The 23221-nt window shown below is 50.0% G+C and carries 16 protein-coding genes; 9 read left to right on the top strand and 7 right to left on the bottom strand.

Annotation, left to right across the window (positions count from 1 at the left end):
* Positions 1–3 precede the first annotated feature (3 nt).
* Positions 4–1206 carry a DUF2357 domain-containing protein gene (locus RBK99_RS09295; protein WP_317504327.1) on the top strand — a complete coding sequence of 401 codons (1203 nt, stop codon included), beginning with the start codon at positions 4–6 and terminating at the stop codon, positions 1204–1206.
* A gap of 12 nt (positions 1207–1218) precedes the next feature.
* Positions 1219–2307, top strand: coding sequence for a nuclease domain-containing protein (locus RBK99_RS09290; protein WP_317504326.1), 1089 nt, complete (start codon positions 1219–1221; stop codon positions 2305–2307).
* A gap of 6 nt (positions 2308–2313) precedes the next feature.
* On the opposite strand, the gene recD is transcribed toward RBK99_RS09290, so the two are convergent.
* The 4 genes from recD to RBK99_RS09270 all read right to left on the bottom strand — a co-directional run bounded on the left by recD (position 2314) and on the right by RBK99_RS09270 (position 12342).
* Entirely contained in the window at positions 2314–4197 is a 1884-nt protein-coding gene (gene recD / locus RBK99_RS09285; RefSeq protein ID WP_317504325.1) for an exodeoxyribonuclease V subunit alpha, read from the bottom strand.
* Positions 4194–7886, bottom strand: a complete 3693-nt coding sequence (gene recB, locus RBK99_RS09280) for an exodeoxyribonuclease V subunit beta (protein WP_317504324.1) — start codon at positions 7884–7886, stop codon at positions 4194–4196. Before recB ends, recD begins: the two co-directional genes overlap by 4 nt.
* Complete coding sequence (gene recC, locus RBK99_RS09275) at positions 7883–11356, bottom strand: exodeoxyribonuclease V subunit gamma (protein ID WP_317504323.1); 3474 nt, start codon at positions 11354–11356, stop codon at positions 7883–7885. The genes recB and recC overlap by 4 nt, the downstream gene beginning before the upstream one ends.
* A gap of 200 nt (positions 11357–11556) precedes the next feature.
* Complete coding sequence (locus tag RBK99_RS09270; RefSeq protein WP_317504322.1) at positions 11557–12342, bottom strand: glycosyltransferase; 786 nt, start codon at positions 12340–12342, stop codon at positions 11557–11559.
* A gap of 120 nt (positions 12343–12462) precedes the next feature.
* Here RBK99_RS09270 and RBK99_RS09265 point away from each other — a divergent pair, with 120 nt between their 5' ends.
* The 3 genes from RBK99_RS09265 to RBK99_RS09255 all read left to right on the top strand — a co-directional run bounded on the left by RBK99_RS09265 (position 12463) and on the right by RBK99_RS09255 (position 15193).
* Positions 12463–13368 (top strand): hypothetical protein, encoded by a 906-nt coding sequence (locus tag RBK99_RS09265; protein ID WP_317504321.1) that lies wholly within the window; start codon positions 12463–12465, stop codon positions 13366–13368.
* Positions 13369–13380: 12 nt separating this feature from the next.
* Complete coding sequence (locus RBK99_RS09260; RefSeq protein ID WP_317504320.1) at positions 13381–13995, top strand: LysE family translocator; 615 nt, start codon at positions 13381–13383, stop codon at positions 13993–13995.
* A gap of 88 nt (positions 13996–14083) precedes the next feature.
* A complete protein-coding gene (locus tag RBK99_RS09255) occupies positions 14084–15193 on the top strand; it encodes a sensor domain-containing diguanylate cyclase (protein WP_317504319.1) in 1110 nt (369 codons plus the stop codon).
* On the opposite strand, the gene RBK99_RS09250 is transcribed toward RBK99_RS09255, so the two are convergent.
* Both RBK99_RS09250 and RBK99_RS09245 read right to left on the bottom strand, forming a co-directional pair.
* Positions 15190–16056 carry a tetratricopeptide repeat protein gene (locus RBK99_RS09250; RefSeq protein WP_317504318.1) on the bottom strand — a complete coding sequence of 289 codons (867 nt, stop codon included), beginning with the start codon at positions 16054–16056 and terminating at the stop codon, positions 15190–15192. The genes RBK99_RS09255 and RBK99_RS09250 overlap by 4 nt on opposite strands.
* Positions 16057–16072: 16 nt before the next feature.
* The gene (locus tag RBK99_RS09245; protein WP_317504317.1) at positions 16073–17926 is read right to left on the bottom strand and encodes a DUF885 domain-containing protein; all 1854 of its coding nucleotides are present in this window, start codon (positions 17924–17926) and stop codon (positions 16073–16075) included.
* A gap of 93 nt (positions 17927–18019) precedes the next feature.
* Here RBK99_RS09245 and RBK99_RS09240 point away from each other — a divergent pair, with 93 nt between their 5' ends.
* From RBK99_RS09240 to RBK99_RS09225, 4 genes are all read left to right on the top strand, one after another.
* Positions 18020–18271, top strand: coding sequence for a hypothetical protein (locus RBK99_RS09240; RefSeq protein ID WP_011235762.1), 252 nt, complete (start codon positions 18020–18022; stop codon positions 18269–18271).
* A gap of 7 nt (positions 18272–18278) precedes the next feature.
* Entirely contained in the window at positions 18279–19385 is a 1107-nt protein-coding gene (locus RBK99_RS09235) for a threonine aldolase family protein (RefSeq protein WP_317504316.1), read from the top strand.
* Between the two features lie 85 nt (positions 19386–19470).
* Entirely contained in the window at positions 19471–20541 is a 1071-nt protein-coding gene (locus RBK99_RS09230) for a transporter substrate-binding domain-containing protein (RefSeq protein ID WP_317504315.1), read from the top strand.
* 4 nt (positions 20542–20545) lie between these two features.
* Entirely contained in the window at positions 20546–22378 is a 1833-nt protein-coding gene (locus RBK99_RS09225) for an ABC transporter ATP-binding protein (RefSeq protein WP_317504314.1), read from the top strand.
* 10 nt (positions 22379–22388) lie between these two features.
* Here RBK99_RS09225 and RBK99_RS09220 read toward each other — a convergent pair whose 3' ends face one another.
* A complete protein-coding gene (locus RBK99_RS09220; protein WP_317504313.1) occupies positions 22389–23213 on the bottom strand; it encodes a mechanosensitive ion channel family protein in 825 nt (274 codons plus the stop codon).
* Positions 23214–23221 lie beyond the last annotated feature (8 nt).

Raw genomic sequence — 23221 nt, 5'->3', positions numbered from 1 at the left:
TCCATGCAGACACTTATTAGGGTAAAAACACCGGCTTGGGATCTGGCAGTAAAGTCTAACCATACCGAAAGTCGATACCGACAGCTCAAGCAGGCATTAACCGCCAGGGGAAAAGAAATACCTGTCTCTTCGGTAAAGATATTATCCGAACAAGCTGGCGAATTCTCCGTTTTCTGTAATAACATGGAAAGCTTTGTCCATAGCTCAAAAATTCTCGACGCGAGCTTTTTACTGAGTCACCCCATGCTATTTGAAAACTCGACCTATGGGTTCGAATTTTCGTTTAAAGCCAATGCTCATGAATTTCCGCCACGTATTACGCATGACTTAAGGTCGGTATCAGAATCATTTAATCACTCGATGTTCGGTGACACACACGTGTTGTGGGGTACACTGAACACCGGTAATAGCTTGGGCTGGTTAAAGCTACCGCTCTGTTATCAGTTGCCAGGGCAGACGGCACAAACTGATACTGTCAGCTTTGAAGTTTTCCCCACCAAAATGGATATGCGGGATGACTTAACATCCATTATAAAACAGCTACAACACCCATACCGCGACTGGTGTTTTACCTTAACGGAAAAGACCAGCCACGACGCACAAAACAATACTGAGCGCAGCCACTTTCCCATCATGTGGCTTAATCATTTTGAGCATTTAAGAAGTCAGTTTTATGATGGCATCAAGCGCATTTCTCATTCCCCCCACGCCAGGCTACTGAAGTCGACGAAGCACTTAAAAGCAGACCGTCTTAAAGGTAAGTTATCAGCTAAACTAGAGCAGCAAGTTAAAGAGAACTTAGCGCAAAAGCGTTATGATACGCGGTACGCGGTCGAACAAAAAAGGCTAAAGGTCAACACGCCTGAAAATAGATTTATAAAGTTCGCCATTCAAACCTTGGTTGCTAAGCTTAAGCAAGTCAGTCTCGATGCCGAGTTGGTTGATCCGGAAAAAGAAATTTTGTCGGCTCACTTTTTCAATAAGCTAGAGATGTGGCGCGAGCCTCTAAACAAAGCCCTGAACACTCCTTTCTTTAAGGAGGTAGGGCGTTTTAAAGGATTAAATACTGACTCGTTAGTACTGCAACAGAAGTCTGGATACGCCAAAGTTTACCGTGCCTGGCAAGAACTTAAACTGTATCTGGATTTGTTTGGTGTTGATGCTTCGGTATCCGTGCGCTCTATCGCTGACTTATATGAAGTTTGATGTTATTTACAAGTGACCCAGATCGTTGAAGAACTAGGCTTCGAAAAGGTTGGTGATACAGAGCAACCCAAACTAAAACGGAAAGGGCTCAAGGTTGAATTTGAGGATGGATTAAGCTCTTCACAATCCTTTAAAAAAGGTGATGTAAGCATAAGAGTGGCCCATGAACCTCGCATCTCCCTGCAAAGCGATCCTTACAAGGCTTGGACATCAATGCAAAAACCCGACATTTTCCTTGAGGTATCCATTGGTGACCGAGAACGCCTTGTTTGGGTGTTTGATGCAAAATATCGCATCGACAGTACAGTACCAGATAAGGATTGTGTTCCTACTGATGCGCTTAACCAAATGCACAGATACCGAGACGCATTGATTTATCTTAAAAGCGATAGCTTAGGCACCAACAAGACTAGACCGGTCTTTGGGGCTTTTGCACTGTACCCAGGTTTTTACGCACAAACATCTGAGGACATATCTGCTAACCCCTACTGGGACGCCATTAACGAAGTTGGGGTCGGTGCATTTCCGTTATTGCCCGGTGCATCGAATGAGTCTGGGAATGCTTGGCTGAAAGCTTTTCTAACTGACCAATTAGCCAACTTACTAGAAGCAGAAAGCGAAAGGGATATTGATAAATACTTTTTCCAAGAGTCTGCAAGGATAAGTCAGACAGGGCTAAAGGGTATCCGCCACTCAGATTTAGCCCTAATTACCTCAACGGCAACTGATCCGCGTAAACCTGGATATTACGAGTCATTTTTAAATGGTTCAGCCAAGGTTTTTCACATGAAGAAAAAGGCATCTACCCGAAAATATATTATCGACCACAAGATAAGAGAAATGCAGTTTATTGTTATTGCTGCCCCAGATATTGAGCAAGGTAGCAAATTAAAAGCCAATTATGTTTGGCATGTCGAATCTGTTGATGAAGTATCAGGACATGACTTAACAGATGAGATCACCGGAACGCCTAGCAAAAAACGTGATGAAAAATATTGGCTATTCAAACTCAGTCAGCCGCAGGCGCTGACGAGCCCGCCCACTGACTTTGATCAGGAGCACCATAATTTTAAGTTTCAGTCTTTGTCTGAATTCATTTAAAAACGCTTAAAGCTTTTCAAATCTTTGCCCCACCAAACTCAACCGCTCCTTAGCCCGCGTAATACCTGTATACAGCAGCTCTTTGCTTAGTACCGGACTGTCGTGATCGGGCAGTACCATGACGGTGTGTTTGAATTCGGAGCCTTGGGATTTGTGTACGGTCATGGCGTACACGGTTTCTATATGGGTGAGTCGGCTGGGCAGCACCCAGCGTACGCCGTGCTCCTGGTCAGGGAAGGCCACACGCAGGTAGTCGTGTTCGGGGTCTTTTATGGCGATGCCGATGTCGCCGTTGTTCAGTTTGAGTCCGTAGTCGTTTTTGGTGACCATAACGGGTCGACCTTCGTACCAGGTGTTGGCGTTTACGCCGAGTATGTCGCCGACTTTTTGGTTCACGGCTTTCATGCCCCAGGGGCCTTCGCGCAGGGCGGTAAGAATTTGGAAGTTGCTTAGGTTTTGCAGGGCTTTGTGGGCGATTTCGTTGATGTTGTTGGCATCAGCTGTTGTGTCGGCATTGTTCCTGACGTGTAACGTCAGGCTACCCCTGATAAGAGCTTCGAAGGCTGGGGCGTCTAAACTGTCCACTTCGTAAACGCTGACAGTGTGATCACCTTCGGCGTTTTTCGCCTTTTCAATTTCTCGTTGGGTGGCGGCGTTGTCTTGTCGATTAATGGCGTTGGCCAGGTCGGCAATAGGCCCTTTAAAGCGATAGCTTTTACGAAACTTAACCACATGCTGCAGGCGTTGTTCGCCGTTGTCGTCTATTAATTCTGCTGGCAAGGCGGGTGTGTCGGCAACCTGCTGCAACCATTGTGCGGTGTCGCTGTGGTAATGGCCTTCGTCTGCGCCAGCACACAAATTGCCGAGCACGGCTCCGGCCTCTACTGAGGCGAGCTGATCTTTGTCACCTATGAGCACCAGCCGCGCGTGTTTGGGTGTCGCTTTCAGCAGCGCGGTCATCATTTCAATGTCTATCATCGAGGCTTCGTCGACAACCACCACGTCGGTGCGTAGTGGATTTTCGGCGTGGTGCTTAAAGGCACGCGAATTCGGCTTAACACCCAGCAAACGGTGCAGGGTTTTACCTTCTGCCTCTATCGAGTCCAGCGCGGGTAGTAAGGTTGCCAGCTGTGGGTTGTTTTTTAACTGCTCTAATTCAGAGTCTATCGACTCGGTGAGCCTGGCGGCGGCTTTACCTGTTGGAGCTGCCAGCGACACGCGCAAGGGCGGTAAGCCCAGAGTTAATGTCTGATGCTGCAATGCGGTTAGTAGTCGCACCACGGTGTAGGTTTTGCCGGTCCCCGGGCCGCCGGTCACCACACTAAAACGGTTGCGCACGGTATTGGCGCACGCCACCCGTTGCCAGTTAATTTCACCATCTTCGGTTTTATCAAACAGCTTCGCCAGGGTGGTTTTCAGCAGGTCGTCGTTGGTCACAGGGCGGTCTTTCATGCGCGCCTGCAAGTCACGTTCAATAAAGGTTTCGTATTGCCAGTAACGGCGCAGATACAACTTGCCGCCGTTAAGCACCAGAGGATGATTACCCGCGCCGTCCGTATCCACACAGGTGCTATGACTCAGGGCTTCCAGCATGCGCTCGCCAAACTCGCGGAACAACTGGCCGGGCGTTGCGCAATCAGGCGAGTAACGATTTTCGGGCGGCAGGTTCAACACCATTTCAGGTTCGCTCTGCAACGCTTGCATGTCAATGTGGGTATGTCCGCGCCCGGCCTGGTGCGAGGCACACAGTGCTGCCAGCAATACGGCGTTTTGACTTTCTCCCGCTTGCTGCAGGAATTCAACAAAGGCCAGATCAATAGACCGCACCCAGCCGGCGTCGCGCCATTGGCTGAGGGCATCAAATAAGGTGTTCGATGTCACGTCGCTCATGCCTGCTCCCTATCCGATAAGTCCTTACCCGCAAACAGCTCGTCCAACTGTTCTATTAATGTCCGCGGCGGTCTGTCACAAAAGGCACCGCCGGTTTCTGCTCTGTGCCCGCGTAAAAACAAGTACACTGCCCCGCCAACATGAGTGTCGTAGTCGTAAGCCTCACCCAAACGCGCTTTTAACAAGCGGTGCAGGGCTAAAGTGTAAATGACGTATTGTAAGTCGTAACGGCTGTGCAGAATTTTCTCGCGCATGGCTTGCTCGGTGTAGGCGTGGTCGTCCTCGCCCAGCCAGTTCGACTTATAATCGGCCACGTAATACTGCCCGTTGTGCTCAAACACTAAGTCGATAAAGCCTTTTAACATACCGTTCAGCACGTTGGTTTCCAGCGCCGGCCGGTCATACCCGGGCAGAATATGCTCGTGAACCAGCGCGTCCAGCGTGTGCGCCGTTACCTGACTGGCCCCAAACCAAAACTCCGGCTCGGCTTTATACTGTTCCAGCGCCCGCAGGCTTATGCGGTCGCCTTGCTCGTTAATGGGAAACTCGTTGTGCAAATAGGCGTTTAACCACTGCTCAATGCTGTTTTCGTGCTCCTGCCAGAACGGGCTGACACAAAACCGCTGCACCAGCTCGGTTCGCTCAGCAGCGTTATCAGCCACCTGCGTAAAGCCGATATTGGCAGATTCTTCCAGCAAGTTATGCAAAAAGGTACCCGGCCCGGCGCCTTTGGGTAAGTGATGAATGCTGTCAAAGCTTGGCTCGGCAGCACTGGCTATTTGTGTTTCATCTGGGTCGTCACGCTCGTCCAGCAGGTTCATTTCGTCGGGAGACTGCGGTGCCTGCACATTTTTTGTCACGGCGCCTTCGTATTTTAGCGCACTGTAACTGGCCACCCACCAACGCTCTAACTTGCGTCCCGGCGGCATCTGACGTGGTGTGAGTTTAGGTAAGGTTTGTTCCTGCTCCAGCGCACGCACCAGCGGCTCGTCGTCTTCTAAACGAGTGATCTGAGTATGCGGAGCCTGTTGCCAGCGTTCACTCACTTCGTTATACAGCTCATCACTCAGCGAGGTGCCGCCGTTCAGTAAATAAAACAGCGGATTATTGCGGTGTTCTTTGACCGTTTCCAGCGCAATAAAAGTAGCGTACTGCGCACGGGTAACGGCCACATACATTTTGCGCAAGTCTTCAGCGAGGATCTCATCACTGACACGTTGTTTGTTGTCATCGTCTTTCGACCACAGTACCTGCAGCTGGCCGTTGTCGTCGTGGTACACGGCCGGCGGCTTAATGCGGTGGGTTTCGGCCTGGGTGTAAGCCACAAAGGGCATAAACACCAGCGGATACTGCAGACCCTTAGACTTGTGAATGGTGATGATTTTAATCAGTGCATCGTCACTTTCTAAGCGCAGTTGCTGCTCGTCACTCTGAGTGCGGCTGTTGCTGCCAAAACCATGGCGCTCGTTTACCTGCTCGGCAAAGTGGTTCACCAACGCGGGAATCCCGTCCAGTACCAGACTCTGTTGCTGCAGCAGTTCAGCAATATGCAGCACGTCGGACAACTGGCGCTCGCCATGAACTTTGTCCTGCAGTAATTTAGCCGGCACCTGATGGTCATGCAGCAAGCTGTGCAACATAGCCAAAATGCCCTGTCGCTGCCATTGATCGTGATAGTCTAAAAACTGCCCGACGCGTTGTTCCCATTCCTGCTCGTTACTGTGAATGTGCTCTAACTCAGCAAGGGGTAAGGCTAAAACCTGAGTGGCTAAAGCGCTGCGTATCCGCGACGGGTCACGCGGTTCCGCACAGGCACTCACCAGCGCCAGCAAGTCTTTCGCAACGCGTTGCGCAAACACCGACTCCCGGTCCGACAGGTAAACACTTTTCAGGCCGCGATCGCTCAGCGCTTTTTTAATGGCGTTGGCTTCATTAAAGTTGTTTACCAGTACCGCAATGTCACTGGTCTTAACGCGCTGCTCGAGCTGGTCATTTTCATTGTAATAGCCCGCTTGCGGATCATTCAGCAGCGAGGCAATGGTATTAGCGTGATGGTTCGCCGCCGCACGGAAAAAGGTGTCTTTGTTGCGCTTTTCTTCACCGGATACCGACCACAGCAGTGCCGGTGCAGTTTTCAGGTTGCTGGACAACAAGCAATGTTTAAACGTTGTCTTTAATCCGTTAGCTTCTACCCGGTTAAACGGCAGTTGGTTGTCCTGTTCGTTTTTAAACAGGAAAGCCCCGCGCGGCAGCTCTTCGGCGCGTTCAAACAAGGCATTAACTCCATCCACCATGGCCTGCGACGAGCGGAAGTTTTTCGCCAGATTATAGTGCCGCCCTTCGGTGTCGCGACGCGCTTTTAGATAAGTGTAAATGTCGGCATTACGAAAGCTGTAAATGGCCTGTTTAGGGTCACCGATTAGGAAAATACCGGTGCCGGCATGCGGCTCCGCAAGGTGATAAATGCGGTTAAAAATCTCGTACTGTACCGGGTCGGTATCCTGAAACTCGTCCACCATCGCCACCGGATACTGCTTACGAATAGACGCTGCCAGGGCTTCACCACTGGGGCCTTTCAGCGCATCACGTAAACGCGTCAGCATATCGTCGTGGCCCATTTCCGCACGCTGGTTTTGCAGTTCGGCAAAGCGACTACTGACCCAGAATGCCGCATGTTGTTTGACTCTGGCCAGCTCTTCCTGTTGCTGCACTTTGCTTTGCTTAATGCGGTCCTGTAACTGGCCTAAAGCTAACCAGTTATCAGCCATACCGCCAAGTTTGGCCTCGGCGAACTTCTGTAACTCGTCGGTGCTAATGTTTTTCCAATTAGCGGCGGTGGCATCAGGCTCGACCATCTCGGGGCCAGCACACCAGTCGGCAAATTTCTGAAATTGCTTGAGTTTGGTCGCCGCGCCTTTGGCTTGTGAGGTTTTATCCACTAAGTCTTGCACAATAGGGGCGATTTCCTGCTTTATTAGCGCCATTCGCGACTGATGCGCACTTTCGGCCTCTTTCAGCAGACTGTGTAGATCACCATTCACCGGTGCCTGGCCGCTTTTGCTGAGGCTGTAAGCCAGGCCTAACAAGGCCTCAGGCGAAGTAAAGTCTTCCAGCAAGCGGGCGCTGAGCTCGGCATCGGCCGGATAGATAAAGCGACGGAAATAATCTTCGGCAGCCTGTAGCCGCAGCTCATCGTTTTCAGTTTCCACGTTCTGGCTGAACAAACTACCGCTGGCAAAGGCGTGCTCTTTCAGCATGGACTGACACCAGCCATGTATGGTTTTCACTGCCGCTTCATCCATCGACTGCGAGGCTAAGTCGAGCAACCGCGCCAGATGCTTCAGATTTTGTCCCTGTGTGGCACAGTCTTCTCGCAGGCTGGCTAAAAACGGATCACCTTTTATCGATTCCGGATCACGGAAGTAAGCAGCCGCTTCGGCCAAGCGAGCCCGAATACGGTCGCTCAGCTCTTCGGTGGCGGCTTTGGTAAAGGTCATAACCAGAATGTTCTTCGGTACCAACTCGCGGTCAAAGTGGGTTTCTTCTGTTCCATTATGGGTGCCATGGCCAATCACTAAGCGCACGTACAAAGCGGCTATAGTGTACGTTTTACCGGTACCGGCGCTCGCCTCAATTAAGCGGCTGCTGTTCAGCGGAAAGTCGAGAGGGTTTGAAAGCAAATGACTCATGACTGCACCTCCGGTACCAACGTCAGGCGCATAGGGTCGTAGAGCTCATTAATAAAGCGCCGAAAATGCGGTGATGATTTAATGGCGCTGTAACTTTCGGCAACGCGCCCGCAATAATCGCTTTTGGTCACCAGTGCAGGGTCGTTAAAGCCATCCTCTTCGTATTTTTGCCGCGCCGTTTCGTGCGCCAGCGCTTCATCATTGTCCTTTTTATCGAGTGCACTTAACCACGCCATGGCAACATCCAAATGCATAGGCTGTGGCTGCTGCGCCGACAAAGCCACCAGCTCCAGCAGCTGCTCCAGTTGCTGCAAAGCTAACTGAGCCGGCACCGGTGCCACTTTTAGCTGGCAACCACCTTTGGACACAATCATCAGGCCAGTGGGCTGCTGCAGGTTCAACAACAAAAGCCCCACATAGAAAGAGCTGGCGTGCTTCCAGCCACCACCGTTTATGCCTTTGCCATTCTTGGCGGCAATGTTGCTGGCCGAGGTAACAACCCACAGCCGTTCACCGTTTTCATTGGTGTGCAGGCCGGTCACCGTGTCATCAATAACCAGTCCGGCGTGCTCAAAACCCACTTCAACCGGAAACTCGTTCACGCCCGCATAACCGGCAATGCTTTGTTGGTAGGTTTCCAGTATGTCCTGCGCCTTCTCCAGCAGCTGCAATCCGTTTTGCTCGGCTATTGCGCCAATACCTAAGGCGCCTTCGCGCTTAATGCGGTTCAGCTCTTTTAACAACGAGGCTTCAGTTGCACCGCCGAACAAAAGCGCCCGTTTGCCGGCATCTATCAAGCGCGTGGTTAACGACCAGCTCTGCAGGTTATCCATCACAAAGGCTTCGCTGTCATCCAGATCTTCGCTGTTACGGCTAAAGTAAGTATCCAACCGCCAGTTGAAATAGAGCCGAGCGGGTTCTTCCACAAAACGTTTGATGTCGTTCATGCTCAGGGTGCGTTCCAGCACGTCATCCACGGCCAGTTCCCGAGTATTGTCTGAAGCAACAGCGCCCTCGTGCGCTTTCGCCCACTCGCTGGCGTAGGTAAAATAGGGGTCGTTGTCAGCTTCAAAGTACGCAGGGTTAAACGCCTGCAACTTATGCTCCACTGTCAGGTTATCGATATCCACACCCCAGCCTTGTTGCAAGTGGTCCCGCAATTGCGCTACCAGCACCGATGGAGTGCGTTCGCTGTTGTCTCTGGCACTGTGACCCACCCAGCTAACATAGAAACAGTCGCGGGCGGAGAGCATAGCTTCTAAGAACAGGTAGCGGTCATCGTCACGACGGGAGCGGTCGCCCGGGCGGTAGCGGTCTGTCATTAAGTCGAAGTCAACACGCGGCACGGAGCGGGGGTAATCGCTCTCGTTCATACCCAGCACACACACATATTTGAACGGAATGGCACGCATGGGCATTAACGTAGCAAAGTTGACCGCCCCGGCTAAAAAGCGTTGGTTCAGGTTTTGCTGATCCACCCGCTCTAGCCACGCGTCTTTAAATATTGGCAAGCGAAGCAGCGATTCGTTATCGGCTTCTACGCAAATATCGCGCAGTTGATACAACTCGTCACCCAGCTTCGCCAACAGTAAGCGATCACTGTCTTCTTCAGCCTCGAAAAACTCATCCAGCAACCACTCGCCCTGAGTGACCCACTGCGGTAAGGTATGTTCACCCTGAGCGCGTTGCCACCACCGTTCCAGTGTGCGGATAACATCGGCTAAACACCCCACCAGTGCAGCGCTTAACCCGGCAACCTCAGAATAGGGTTCAACGTTGGCCCAGGGCGTATCGCCTGGTGATTCAGTTTCAGCCAATTCACCCATGGCGTAACCGGCTATCATGCGCTTTAAACCAAACCACCAGCTGTTGGTTTCTTCATGGCCTGGCATATAAAACTGGCTGCGTTGCTCTGCGCTTAACCCCCAACGGGCGCCTGCGTCTTTCACCCAACGCTTTAGTTGCGTCAGGTCATCATCACCAATGTCGAAGCGCTGCTGCACCGCCGGTACCGACAGCAAATTGAATAAATCGGTTTGAGTAAAACGCAGCTGATCCACCTGCAACAGCAGTTCCAGCGCTATCATTAACGGACGCTGATGGCGTTCGCCTTGGTCGGCAATGGTGTAAGGAATGGCGCGCGCGTCACGCTCGCCCAGCCGGGTGTGATAACGACCAAATACCGCATCAATGTAAGGTGCGTAAGTGTTTACGTCCGGCAGCATGACCATAATGTCACGCGGCTTTAAACTGGGGTCCTTAGCGAAGGCGTCCAGCAGTTGGTCATGCAACACTTCTAACTCGCGCTGCGGGCTGTGGCACACGTGAAACTGCAGCGACTTATCGGCGGCATTCGGCGTAGGCCAAATCTCGCGGGTTTCATGAACGGGCCGCAGGTTTAGAATGTCGTCCTGTAGCTGAGCCAGTAAGTGCTCTGTGGCATGCGGTTCGAACAACTCGAGCTTAATGGTGTTAAAGGCTTCCTGTTTTTGCAGGGTTTCATCGTATAAATCCAGCAGGCGAATGTAGTCACGCCCCTGTTTGCCCCAGGACGCCAGTAATGGATGCGCCAACTGATGCAGTTCGTCATCGTCGGGCTCGTCCGGCAACTCGGGTTTGTGTTTTAAGCGCGACGAGGCTTTAACGGCCTGACGCAATGCTTCTTTGCCGTCGACAATATCCGCCCAGTGATACTGCGAGGGGTTATGCACGCACAATAGAATTTGCGTGTAGCCTTTAATAGCATCCAGTACTTGCAGCATTTGCTGCGGTAACGACGAGATACCAAACACCACCACCCGCGGCGGCAGGCCTGCCGGACGTTTGGTGAGCGACTTGGCGGTATCGATAAAGCGCTGATGCAGCTCAGCCCGGTTGTTCCAATAGTCGTCTATGCCAATATCGTTACTGACGGCGCGCCATAATTCCGGCTGCCACAGTTGTTCCGGCTCAACAGGCTGGTCATTTTCCAGTACGTCTCTTCCACTCACCCAGTTATCCAACCAGTCGGCGCGGTACACGGCGTATTGGTCAAATAAATCGGCCAGTCGACCGCTTAGCTGATACAACTTACGGCCGTCGTTATCGTCATAGGTGTAATGCTGAAGCGGCGCAAAATGCGGGTTCTCGGCAATAAGGCCGGGCAGTAAGCGCATTAACCGCCAGGTCAGGCGGTCTTTATCAAAGGGAGAGGTTTTGGGAATGTCGTCACCACTTTCGCCGCTAAGCACCGCACGATACGCTTTCCACTGAAAGCGCGCAGGCAGGGTGACGTCTATCATGGCAGCAATGCCACTGGCCTGAGCTAAATTAATTTTCAGCCACTGGGCAATACCATTGCTTTGCACCAGCACGGTTTCTTCTTCCAGCGGCGCCAGCGGATAGTTTTGGGTGAATGTAACCGCCACATCAGTTAGGTCTTCCAGCCGATGTCCATGCGCGACAATAAAGCCGGGGGTCAATTCACTCACTCGCTGCTCTCCCTATACGTTGCTGTAAGACATCCATCCTAATCAATAGAGAATTATCTTACTAGTTATAGAGCAACTTATCGACGCGCTTATTTCGCCAGCAATTTGTCCTTAGCTTGCCTGTTAGCTTTACGCATTTCAGAAAAAGCTGAGTCTTTTTTATAACGGCCTTTTTCCACATGCCGAATTATAGACACATCCTAAATGTTCAGTGGCTTCCCGTGTGTTCCTAACAACCAACGAAATGCGCGATCTTCATAAGTTTTCACCCAACGGTCTTTGGGCTGCTGGTAACAATCAACCTGTTCGCAGTAACCATAGTGACGGGCCGTGTCACCGTGCGTTATTTGTATCGGTCCTGATGCCTTAGAAAAGGTGTGTCTCGTAAACTCAGTCTGCTCAAGACACTCCTCAACCGAGGTTTCTTTTCCGTTACACAGTACATCGTCTTCTTTGCCCAGCAGCGATGTACGGGAAACCTGCTCAGGAAACGCCAAAATGCAGGATTCTTTGCGCAGTTCTTGTTTTAAACTGGAAAAGGTCTTTTCACCGAACAGCAAATCGCAGTCAGTAAACCAAATCCAGTCCGCCTTAGTTTCTTTAGCTGCCTTATTGCGACCAATGCCCCGGCGCAGTAAATCGCCTTTTTCAAGCGCCACAAAGTTCCATTCGACATTGTCTACCTGCTTCGCCGAATAGTCATCAATCAAAGCAACGGTGTCCTGGTCTTCCGGACAGTAAAAGCCGGTTAGGGTAACTTTAAAGTCACTCGGGGCATTATCAACCAGAGACTTCAACTGATACACAAACAAGTGCGAGTAGTTCCAGCAGTGGCTGACTATTTCGATATGCTCAGGAGTGCTGGTAATATCATCAATTTCTGTCGATTCGGGCACATTATAGAACCAGCTGGCAGGAACCGGACTGGATACCGCAAACCTCAACATGAACTCTTTAATCTGCTGTAACCAATCTTTTAACACCATTAAGTACTGCCCCGTATTCGCTTTTTTTCAACGTATTGTGGTATTTTCGACACAGACTACCGAATAATCGCGCACTTTGTAACCTTACTACTAAGGACATAGAGGTAAATTGTTAAACCTATGAATTTAATTCGAGATGTTCTCGCTCAGTTTCGTTATCGCTGGCTACGAAAGTATAAATCTCTGGCGGGCTCCAATTTGAAACGAAACGCGACAGCGATAACAGAAAAGCAATGGCTGCAGCGTGATGTGTTAGAGCGCCAGAAGCACCCGCTGCCCGGTCAGCTGATAGTCAACCTAACCTCTTTCCCTGATCGCTTTCCTACGCTGCACTTGACCTTAAAGTCGCTATTGCTGCAGTCCGTACAAGCTGACAAAGTGATTCTGTGGCTGTACGAAAGCGATATTAAAAAGCTGCCGCAAAGCATTGTCTCACTGCAAAAAAGTGGATTAACCATTGCGCCAGTCAGTACCGATACTCGCTCCTATAAAAAACTGATCCCGGCGCTTGAGAACTATCCTAATGCTTTTCACGTGACCGCAGACGATGATATTTACTACCGTCCTGACTGGCTCTCAACACTCACATCGGCCTATACGGGGAATAACCGGGAAATTTTATGTTGGCGTGCTCATTATCTGCGCCAAACTAAAACGGGCCATATAAAACCTTATCGCCAATGGTACCCAAAAAGCGAAGTGCGCGGGCCTGATCCGAACTTGTTTTTTACCAGCGGTGCTGGCGTGCTTTTTCCGCCAGGATGCTTTGATGAGCGCGTAACCGATCAGACATTAGCTTTGTCATTGGCACCTTATGCGGATGATTTATGGTGGTTTTGGTTAGCCAGCATGAATAGCTGTATCATACGCCGAGTGGGCAATAACCCTAAGCTGATTAACTGGAAAGGCAGTGGTGGCAATTCACTGTGGCAATTTAATAAACGTGACAATGGCGGTAATGACGCACAACTGCACACTTTACTCTCACATTTTGGCCTACCGCCAACCTTAGAGGATAAGGGATAAACAGGACGCTCCATGGAAATTTTTATTGCAGTATTTTTCTTTGCCTTTTCGACCACCATTACTCCCGGTCCAAACAATATTATGATCATGTCGTCGGGCGTAAACTACGGCGTTAAAGCCAGCTTGCCGCACTTTATTGGTATTTGTCTGGGCTTTCCTGCCATGGTGCTGGTGGTGGGAATGGGCTTTGGTTCAGTATTAGAACAGTTTCCATTACTTCACCAAATGATAAAAATTGCCGGGACAATTTATTTACTCTGGCTGGCATGGGTTATTGGTTCACAGACCCCAAAAACTATTGAGAAAGGCGATCGCAAACCCCTTACGTTCTGGCAGGCGGTACTGTTTCAGTGGGTAAATGGCAAGGCCTGGGTTATGGCCACCGGCGCAGTCGCAGCTTTCACCACCGTGGCCGGCACACTATGGTCAGAAGTCATAGAAATAACAGCGGCATTTCTTGCGGTGGCCTTCCCATGTGTGGGTGTTTGGTTGGTTGCAGGTGCGGGGCTAAGACAGCTACTGACCAACCACAGGGCACAACGTATTTTTAATGTATCTATGGCCCTGCTGCTGGTCTTTTCTGTACTCCCTGTCGTACTGGATATATGGCAATTTTATTTTGCTTAAATAAAAACCTAAACAACATTAAAATAACAATTTACGCTAAACTGTGCATGTGGTTAACTATTAACCATAAAAGCAATAAAGGTGAGTCATGGACGTAAAAGCAGCACAGATATCTTTTGATCAACTCATCTCCGAATTGTCGACTCGCCTTATTAACAGTGAGCCTGCAGAAACTTACGAATGCATTGAAGAAGTAATCGCTGCTATTGGCGACTACACAGAAGCTGACCGTTGTTACGTGTTTGAGTTTGATGACCAAATTCAAAATATGACCAACACTCACGAATGGGTCAGGAGCGGCTATCAGGCGCACATCGATGATTTGCAATCTGTAGCCTGCACCGATTTACCCTGGTTTTTTAACGAGATGAAAACCCACCACAAGTTTATTGTGGACGACGTCGAGTTATTACCCCCAGAAGCCAGTGCTGAAAAAGCTGAGTTTGATCGTGAAGATATACAGTCCGTTATCTGTATTGGTCTGGTCGCCAATCACCGTCTGTTAGGTTTTGTTGGTTGCGACATGGTGCGAAAAAAGCGTCAATGGGATACGGTCGATATACGCCGGCTCGGGCTGGTTGCTGACATGCTGGCCAACACTCTTGAACGGCAACGTACCTACGCAGAGCTCATTCATACCCAGCGCGCTCTGGAAAAAGCCAACCGCATGCTGCAAGCGCAAGTGGCTCAAGATGGTCTAACCGGTATTGCTAATCGCCGGGCGTTTGATGAACGTATTAGTAATGAACTTCAACGTGCATCGCGACACAAAACCCCGTTGGCCTTGCTCATCATCGATATCGACCAGTTTAAGGCTTACAACGATCATTACGGTCACCTAAAAGGCGACCAGGCACTCAAATCGGTGGCCGATACTATGTTCAACCAACTGCAACGCAATACAGATTTTATTGCCCGTTATGGTGGGGAAGAATTTGTTGCTGTTATTTCGGCTACCGATGAGCAGAAAACTCAGGAGAGTATCCGCCAGCTCTTAGAATCCATTAGGGAACTAGGTATTGAGCATAAACAGTCTGCTGTAGCCCCACATCTCACTGTTAGCATCGGTGGCTATATTCATACACCCACTGCCGATGAAGATACCGAAAGCTTAATTGCCCGAATGATCTCAAAAGCAGACTCAGCGCTTTACCGCGCCAAGTCTGATGGTCGTAACCGCGGCTACTTAGACAGTTAGTTCCAGCTCGATATCTGCTTCTGTAACTCTTTATCATCAACCTCTTTAAGTGCTACTAACAGCTGCTTAGATTCCTCGTTGTTTCCCTTTAAGGTAAGCAGTTGAGCCAGCCGGAATTTTGCCCAATGGGGATCCGGCGCATTTTCTGGCAGTTCCAATTTAAGGTATTGCTTTAGCGCAAGAATACCTTTATCCATCTGGGTTTTAGCCAAAACTGACGTTTTCCCAATTTGGTACAAAGCCATAACCGGCGAATCCCCTTGCACGGACTCGCCCGCAGCCGCTTGCTCAAAGAGAGAGAATGCTTTTTCATAGCGCTCGTGCTTTTGTTCCTGAAACCCTGCATAAACCAAAATGTCCGCGTTATTTGGGTAGTTCGCCAATGTGTTGTCTAGTAACTTGGTGGCCTGTTCCTTCTGTTCGTGCTTTTGGTAATATCCTATTTTTGCCAGGGCACCCTGTACCTCATCAATTGCTTTAATAGCTTCTATTTGCGCCAGTGCTTTTTCGTCATCACCGCCCGCCACTGAAGGAGCCATCAGGTAAAACTGCATTAACGCGGTACGATACTTCAAAGAGGAGGGCTCAAGCGCAACAGCTTTTTCAAACGACTCCAGCGAGTCACCGGCATAACTGAGCGCACTAAAAAATGCGTTTTGCGCCTGTTGTGCCATTACCACGCCCCGAGTGTGCCAGGCCTCGGCATTTTTTGGTTCGTTCGTCACCCAGTTTTCAGCAACTTCTTCTGCCTCATCAAGCTGCTTCTCAGACAAATGTTCCTGAATTACCTGTTTACTTGGCTCCCCGGCGTATGCGCCGGGGAGAAAAAGGGCCGCAGTCATTATCAGTGCAATCCATTTCACGTTTATTCTCCTTAATTTAGGCTTTTTTCTGCTCTTCAACCCATTGGTCAACACGACGCTCCAGAATATGCAGAGGCAATGCGCCACCCCCCAGAACCGTGTCGTGGAAACCGCGGATATCGAACTTATCGCCCAACGCTTCTTTGGCTTCTTCACGCAACTCCAGAATGCGGATCATGCCAATTTTGTAGGCGGTAGCCTGACCCGGCATGACCAAATAACGACGAACTTCAGAGCGCACAGCACCTTCGGCAATGGGTGTATGCTCCTGGAAATATTTAACCGCTTCCTCTTCCGTCCAGCCTTTTGCATGCATGCCGGTATCGACAACTAAACGCACTGCGCGCCAAATTTCTGTGGTTAAGCGACCAAAGTCAGAGTATGGGTCTTCATAGGCACCCATCTCTTTTGCCAACTGCTCGGCGTATAAACCCCAGCCTTCGCTATAAACAGTAAAGCCTGCCTGAGTACGGAATTCCGGTACCGATTCCAGTTCCTGGGCGATAGAAATTTGCATGTGATGCCCCGGATTACCCTCGTGGTAAGCAATCGCTTCCATCTCATTTTTTGGCATCGAACTCATATCTGACAGGTGCGCATAATAAACGCCGGGACGCTCACCGTCCGGTGAGCCTGGATAATAATGCTGAGCGGCGCCGTCCTGTTCACGGAAGGGTTCAACGCGTTTTACCACCAAATCGGCTTTTGGCAAAATGCCGAAGTACTCCGGCAATTTCTTGTTAATGTAAGCCAGATACTCGCGGGAGTCCTCCAGGTACATCTCTGCACCTTTGTCATTGTTCGGGTAAAAGAACCGCTCATCGGTGCGAATAAAGTTAAAGAATTCCTGCAAGTTACCCTCGAAACCAACTTTTTCCTTTATCTTGATCATTTCGTTCGTAAGGCGCTCTACTTCATTAAGACCTATCTGGTGAATTTCATCAGCGGTTAAGTCGGTAGTAGTATAATTTTTCAGTAAGGCATTGTAATAAGCCTCACCATTTTCCAGACGATGCACACCCGTTGCGACTTTATCGGTATTTTCAATATCGCTTTGAAGAAAGCTAATTAGCGCTTCATAACTGGGACGAAAACGCTCAAGTAAGGCTTTGCGAACTTGTTTTTCGTACTTTTCCGCCTGCTCAGCCGATATTTTTCCGCTTTCTTCCAACGAACTCAGTTTGCTTTGGGCGTCTTTCAATAAGCTGGAATCACCTTCCTCATCAAAGGGCGCACCGGCAGTCAGACCTTTCGCTTCCTTAATCACTTGCTCGTACGCAAAGCGGGGAGCACGAACGCCATTCTCAACTTGTTGCTTTGCACGCTGCAGCAGTTGCTCAATAGCCGTCGCACTGCCGTCTATACGAGAGATATAGGCTTCCATATCCTCCGTGTTATCCACCTTATGGAAGTTAATTAAAAATTGAGGCAAGAAGGTGTGCGCGCCGCGCATTTGATCAAAGACATAGCTCATGCCGCGGAACTTGGCGTTGCGTTTAGCCTGTTCGTACTGATAAACCCAGACATCGTATGAGGTTTGGGCTTCCAAGTTTAACTTGTCATAATCGAAGTTCGCTTTCAGTTCTTCGACACTGTTTTTCAGCCATTCTAACTGCTCTTTTTCGGCAGCCACGGTCATGTCGTCAATGTCACCATAACGATCTTTGCGGCCCAGAAAGGTCATTTGGATGGGGCTTTGTTGAAGCTGTTCCTCATACTTTTTCTCAAACCACTGATTCAATCGCTCAGTTTCAGACTGCGCGGTTTGTTCCGCCGTAGCTTGCGGGCTTTGCTCAGAAGCTGTTTTCTGCGGCTGGCCGCAGGCGGTTAATAAGCCCAGAACAGCCAAGGCGACAAGGGAGTAACGCATAACAGTGTCCTTTATTCTTCTTTTGATACAGGAAGAAAAACTATAGCGTGCTTGTTACACTAATGGAAATGCTTAAATTGTAACCTGATATTTATGGCAAAACCGAACAAGAAAGGGCCGGTGCGCACTGTGCAGATTTCTTGTCTGCAGTGCAAAACGCCCATATTCAAATACCGCAAAGGCGGAAAAGGCGCTCTGGTGAAATGCTTTATTGAGCGCATTGTTGAAGATCACACCACCACCCCATGTCATTGCCCTGGCTGTGGGCAGGAGTTTGCGCGTGAGACCATGATACGCGGCACACCTGCCTACAAAATTATTGGCGGCAAAGTCCACTCAAAATAGGTAAATAATGAGCGCTTCAATCGCACTAACGACAAAACAGGCGTACCAAAACTCCGCTGAACAAGCCAGTACGTCTCTTCTACGTCACCCCCAGCTGAGTATGACTGAAGAACTTCAACTGCTTGCCTCGCAGCTTCAGCAACACGAGAAACGCGAAGTTTATGGCAGTGGGGCGCTGATCAATGATTTTGAAGACCACGTCGCACAGTTGTTAGGTAAGCCAGCGGCTTTGTTTCTGCCAACCGGAACGCTCGCACAACCCTTAGCCCTTCGCATTCACGCCGACCAGCGGCAGCGTAATGGCGTCGCATTGCATCCTACGTCGCACCTCATGCTACATGAACAAATGGGGTTTGAAGCGTTGTGGCAACTCAACGGAACCACCACCGGCTTTACCAATAAGCCAATAACGCTGGACGACCTCAAGTCAGTGAAAACCGACGATTTAGGTACTGTTCTGCTGGAGCTGCCCATGCGCGAAATTGGCGGCCAACTCCCCGACTGGGACGACTTAGTCGCGCAGTCGCAATGGGCGCGCCAGCAAAATATTGCCATGCATCTGGACGGTGCCCGGTTGTGGCAAGTACCGGCGGCTTATGATTGCTCCCTGACCGAGATTTGTGAGTTATTCGACTCTGTTTATGTAAGTTTTTATAAAGACTTAGGGGCTATTTCAGGCGCCGTTCTGGCTGGCTCTGAGGCCTTTATTGAACAAGCCAAAATTTGGGCCCGCCGTGCTGGTGGTAATGTCACTACGCAATACCCGCAAGTGGTATCAGCCCGCCATGGCCTAAAAGAGAACCTACCCGTGATGCCCGATGCCGTTGGCTATGCAAAAGCACTCGGTGAGGTGTTAAGCCGCTTTAAGGGACTTCGGGTTAACCCAGAAACGCCGCAGACGGCGATGTTTCATTTACACTTCCCTTTATCAGCTGAAGCACTCGCAAAAAGAATAAACGAGTACACTGCCAGAACAGGCGTTGTGATATTGCCATTACCCCGCGCTGAAATAGACGGTGAAGCCATATGTGAAATAACCATTGGTCGCAATGCCATGTCCCAACCACAAGATTTCTGGCTGCAGCATTTCAAGCAGTTTTTAGAAGGCAATTAACGGTTGTCGGTAGTGATTATTCACAAGCCCAAATAGCCAGAAACTGATACCCTTTATTAACTATTTTATTGATGGAGAAGAGACCATGGTGCGTCAAATGACCCTTTTACTGGTACTTTGCTGGCTCTCATTGCCAAGTTTTGCCCAACCCGCTGCAGAAAACCAGCAGCCGTTGCGTGTTGGGGTACTAGTAACTGAGCCTTTTGTCACCCAAAAAGGGGATAGTTTTGACGGGCTTTCTATTCGACTTTGGCAGGATATCGCTGACCGGCTTGGCGTTGAATATAAACTTGAGCCTGCGCCTTTAGGTGCCTTGATAGAGGGCGTAGAGCAAAATAAATATGACCTGGCCATTGGTGCCATTACCATAACCGCAGACCGGGAAACCCGCATGGACTTTAGCCAGCCTTTTCATAACGCCGGACTGGCCATTGCGGTTCCCAGCAGTAATACGCCCACCTGGTGGGCGGTCACTCAACGCTTTATTTCACTAGAGTTTTTTAAAGTAATTTTAGTTCTGGGAGGCGTATTATTTATTGCAGGTGGTCTGGTCTGGTGGTTCGAAAAACGAGCTAATCCCGATGAGTTTTCTGAAAAACCTTTGCATGGCCTGGGCTCTGGCTTTTGGTGGGCCGCAGTGACTATGACTACGGTTGGCTATGGCGACAAGTCGCCCAAAAGCTTTGGCGGCAGAGCAGTCAGCCTAGTATGGATGTTCACTTGCGTTATTGTTATTTCAAGCTTTACTGCATCCATTGCATCTTCTTTGACCGTCTCTCAGTTCCAGTCAAAGGTCACCAACGTTGCCGATCTTGCCAACGCCAGGGTAGCCACTATTGATGCGTCGGCTACGGCCGCCTGGTTAGATAAACAAAACATTGGTTACCAGAACTTCAGCTCCCTACGCGAGGCTCTGAAAAAGCTGGATAACGGTAAGCTGGATGCGGTGGTTTATGATGAACCCATTCTGCGCTATTTACTGCGCTCAGAGCAGCTCAGTAATGTACAGTTATTACCTGAACGGGTTTTGCCTCAGGATTACGGTTTCGCGCTGCCTCAGAGCAGTTCGTTACGTGAGCCGCTCAACCGGGAACTGTTATCAGTGACCCAGTCACCACAATGGCGCGATCTATTACAACGTTACTTAGGACAATAATGAGATGTTTGCCTGGTTCGAAAAACGGTTAAACCCTTTTCCGGCTGAGGAGCCTACTCAGGCTCCTACCGGCTTCTTCGCCTTTTGCTGGCACTACACAAAAGGCGCCACACCCTTTATTGCCGCCACCGCGGTATTGATGGCAGCCATTGCCATAGCAGAAGTCTGGCTGTTTGGTTTTTTGGGCCAAATTGTCGACTGGCTGTCAGCGCAAAACAAAGAAACCCTATTAAGCGATCAGTTCTGGCCGCTGGTAGGCATGGGTGCATTGGTCTTGCTGGGGCTGCCTTTATTGGTCTGGTTCCACTCGATGCTGACCCACCAAACGTTACTGGGTAACTTTCCCATGCGAATTCGCTGGCTGGGTCACCGGTATTTGATGAAGCAGTCCATGAGTTACTATCAGGATGAATTTGCCGGACGGGTTGCCACCAAGCTGATGCAGACGTCACTGGCGCTGCGCCAGTGCATTATGACGTTTATTGAAATAGTGAACTATGTGGTGGTCTATTTCATTGGTATGTTTTTCATTATTGGCAGTGCTGACTGGCGAATGATATTGCCTCTGGCCTGCTGGCTGGCTCTTTACGCATTGTTGCTGCGTTACTTTGTGCCCAAACTGGGCAAAGTCTCTGCAGAGCAAGCCGACGCCCGGTCCAACATGACAGGCCGCATTGTCGATTCCTACACCAATATACAAACCGTCAAGCTGTTCTCGCATTCGCAACGCGAGGCGTCATTTGCGCAAGACGGTATGGATACCTTCTTAGGTACCGTTCACAAGCAAATGCGTTTAGTGACTCAGCTGTATGGGTTTCTCTATTTCATTAACTGTGCGCTGTTGTTTAGCTCTGCAGCCACTGCCATTATTTTATGGATGGACAACGCAGTGACTTTAGGTGCTGTGGCAGTGGTTATTGGCCTGGTTCTGCGCTTATTTGGTATGTCGCAAATGGTCATGTGGCAAATGTCGACCTTGTTTGAGAGTATCGGCACAGTTCAGGATGGTATTGCCTCTATTGCCGTACCCCAGCGCATTGTCGACAGACCTAACGCGCCTGCTTTAAAAGTCGACTCCGGTGACATCGTGCTCGATCATGTTCGCTTCCACTATGGCAAAGGTCATGGCGTTATGGATGACTTTAATCTGCACATTGCGCCAGGTGAAAAAGTCGGCATTGTCGGACGCTCCGGCGCCGGCAAGTCCACTCTGGTCAATCTGTTGCTGCGCTTTTATGACGTTGAAAGCGGTGAAATCCGTATTGATGATCAGCCCATTCATACCGTGCAACAGGACAGCCTGCGCGCCAATATCGGCATGGTCACTCAGGACACCTCGCTGTTGCACCGTTCAGTGCGCGACAATATTTTGTATGGACGCCCCGATGCCAGCGAAGAGGATCTAATGAATGCAGTGCGCCAGGCACATTGTGAAGAATTCATTAGCGAACTCAGCGACAGTAAAGGCCGTACCGGGCTGGATGCGCACGTTGGCGAACGCGGTGTAAAACTGTCTGGAGGTCAGCGCCAGCGAATTGCCATTGCCCGGGTCATGCTAAAAGATGCACCCATTTTGATTCTGGATGAAGCCACCTCAGCACTCGACTCCGAGGTAGAGAACGCCATTCAGGAAAACTTGTACCAGCTCATGCAGGGCAAGACGGTCATCGCTATTGCCCATCGCCTTTCCACTATTGCTGCCATGGATAAACTGGTGGTGATGGATCAGGGAGAAATTATTGAGCACGGCAGCCACGAACAGCTGCTTGCTCAGGATGGTCTCTACGCTAAGTTGTGGCGTCACCAGTCCGGCGGCTTCCTGGCAGAGGAAGCCTAGCGACTAGCTGCTAGTGAGTCATTTCGTACGCTTCGTCTGATTCGATCTTGGCGAAGCGCACACCCAGTTCCATTAGGCGTTTTTTACCCCGGGCCGTCATATCAGTAATAAACTGAAACTGTTGTCTGGGGTCAATGGGGTAGGCTTTTAAACGGTATTTTGTGCCCCAGGGCTGCTCCGCTGCCGTTACCGCTATGGGCTTGCCTAACTGCAGATAGGGGCTTGTCAGCGCTACTTCTTCCAGTGCATCGCGAATTTGGTAGGCGTCTGCTTCGGGTTGCGTGTAAAACTCAGCAATGCACATGAGACTGGGACCGCCGTTGTTGGCATTGTGAATTAAGTGATCCCAGAGTTTTAAGTGCGGTACCCAGATGACCGTATCGTCACTGGTCACTAATTCCACGGTGCGCATACCAATGTGTTTCACTTCTCCATAGCTGCCGTCGACTTCTATCCAGTCGCCGGGGCGGTAAGGCATTTCATGTACAGCAACCACACCGGCAATTAAGCTGCTCACGTAGTCCTTTAACGCAAAGCCTATCGCTAAACCGGCCGCCCCCAGTATCGCCACCATATTTTGCATGGTCGGCTCTATAATACGCGGAATAATCATAACCAGAGCAACCACCAGAACCACTATGCGAACCATGGGAACGAGCGCCAAAATGTACAATCGGCGTTTACCGTGGAGGTTAGAGGCTATCCACGGCAAGATACGCTGTGTCAGCCAAACCACTGCCAGCGCCATAGCGAATATCACGGCAATTTCAAAAATTGCAAAGCCATCCAGCGACTTAAAGATACCGGCAACGTTTTTTAATGAATCCGTTTCCATAAATTTCT

The sequence above is a fragment of the Idiomarina solivarensis genome (assembly GCF_033052755.1).
Classification (GTDB): domain Bacteria; phylum Pseudomonadota; class Gammaproteobacteria; order Enterobacterales; family Alteromonadaceae; genus Idiomarina.
Note: the sequence above shows the minus strand (reverse complement) of the source record. Positions and strands in the feature narration are given on the sequence as shown.

Bases quoted from the DNA above. Each gene is read 5' to 3' on its own strand.
- RBK99_RS09230 (WP_317504315.1), top strand. From the start codon at position 19,471: ATGGTGCGTCAAATGACCCTTTTACTGGTACTTTGCTGGCTCTCATTG.
- RBK99_RS09295 (WP_317504327.1), top strand. From the start codon at position 4: ATGCAGACACTTATTAGGGTAAAAACACCGGCTTGGGATCTGGCAGTA.
- RBK99_RS09220 (WP_317504313.1), bottom strand. From the start codon at position 23,213: ATGGAAACGGATTCATTAAAAAACGTTGCCGGTATCTTTAAGTCGCTG.
- RBK99_RS09260 (WP_317504320.1), top strand. From the start codon at position 13,381: ATGGAAATTTTTATTGCAGTATTTTTCTTTGCCTTTTCGACCACCATT.
- RBK99_RS09235 (WP_317504316.1), top strand. From the start codon at position 18,279: ATGAGCGCTTCAATCGCACTAACGACAAAACAGGCGTACCAAAACTCC.
- recB (WP_317504324.1), bottom strand. From the start codon at position 7,886: ATGAGTCATTTGCTTTCAAACCCTCTCGACTTTCCGCTGAACAGCAGC.
- RBK99_RS09240 (WP_011235762.1), top strand. From the start codon at position 18,020: ATGGCAAAACCGAACAAGAAAGGGCCGGTGCGCACTGTGCAGATTTCT.
- RBK99_RS09225 (WP_317504314.1), top strand. From the start codon at position 20,546: ATGTTTGCCTGGTTCGAAAAACGGTTAAACCCTTTTCCGGCTGAGGAG.
- RBK99_RS09255 (WP_317504319.1), top strand. From the start codon at position 14,084: ATGGACGTAAAAGCAGCACAGATATCTTTTGATCAACTCATCTCCGAA.
- RBK99_RS09265 (WP_317504321.1), top strand. From the start codon at position 12,463: ATGAATTTAATTCGAGATGTTCTCGCTCAGTTTCGTTATCGCTGGCTA.
- recD (WP_317504325.1), bottom strand. From the start codon at position 4,197: ATGAGCGACGTGACATCGAACACCTTATTTGATGCCCTCAGCCAATGG.
- RBK99_RS09245 (WP_317504317.1), bottom strand. From the start codon at position 17,926: ATGCGTTACTCCCTTGTCGCCTTGGCTGTTCTGGGCTTATTAACCGCC.
- RBK99_RS09270 (WP_317504322.1), bottom strand. From the start codon at position 12,342: ATGGTGTTAAAAGATTGGTTACAGCAGATTAAAGAGTTCATGTTGAGG.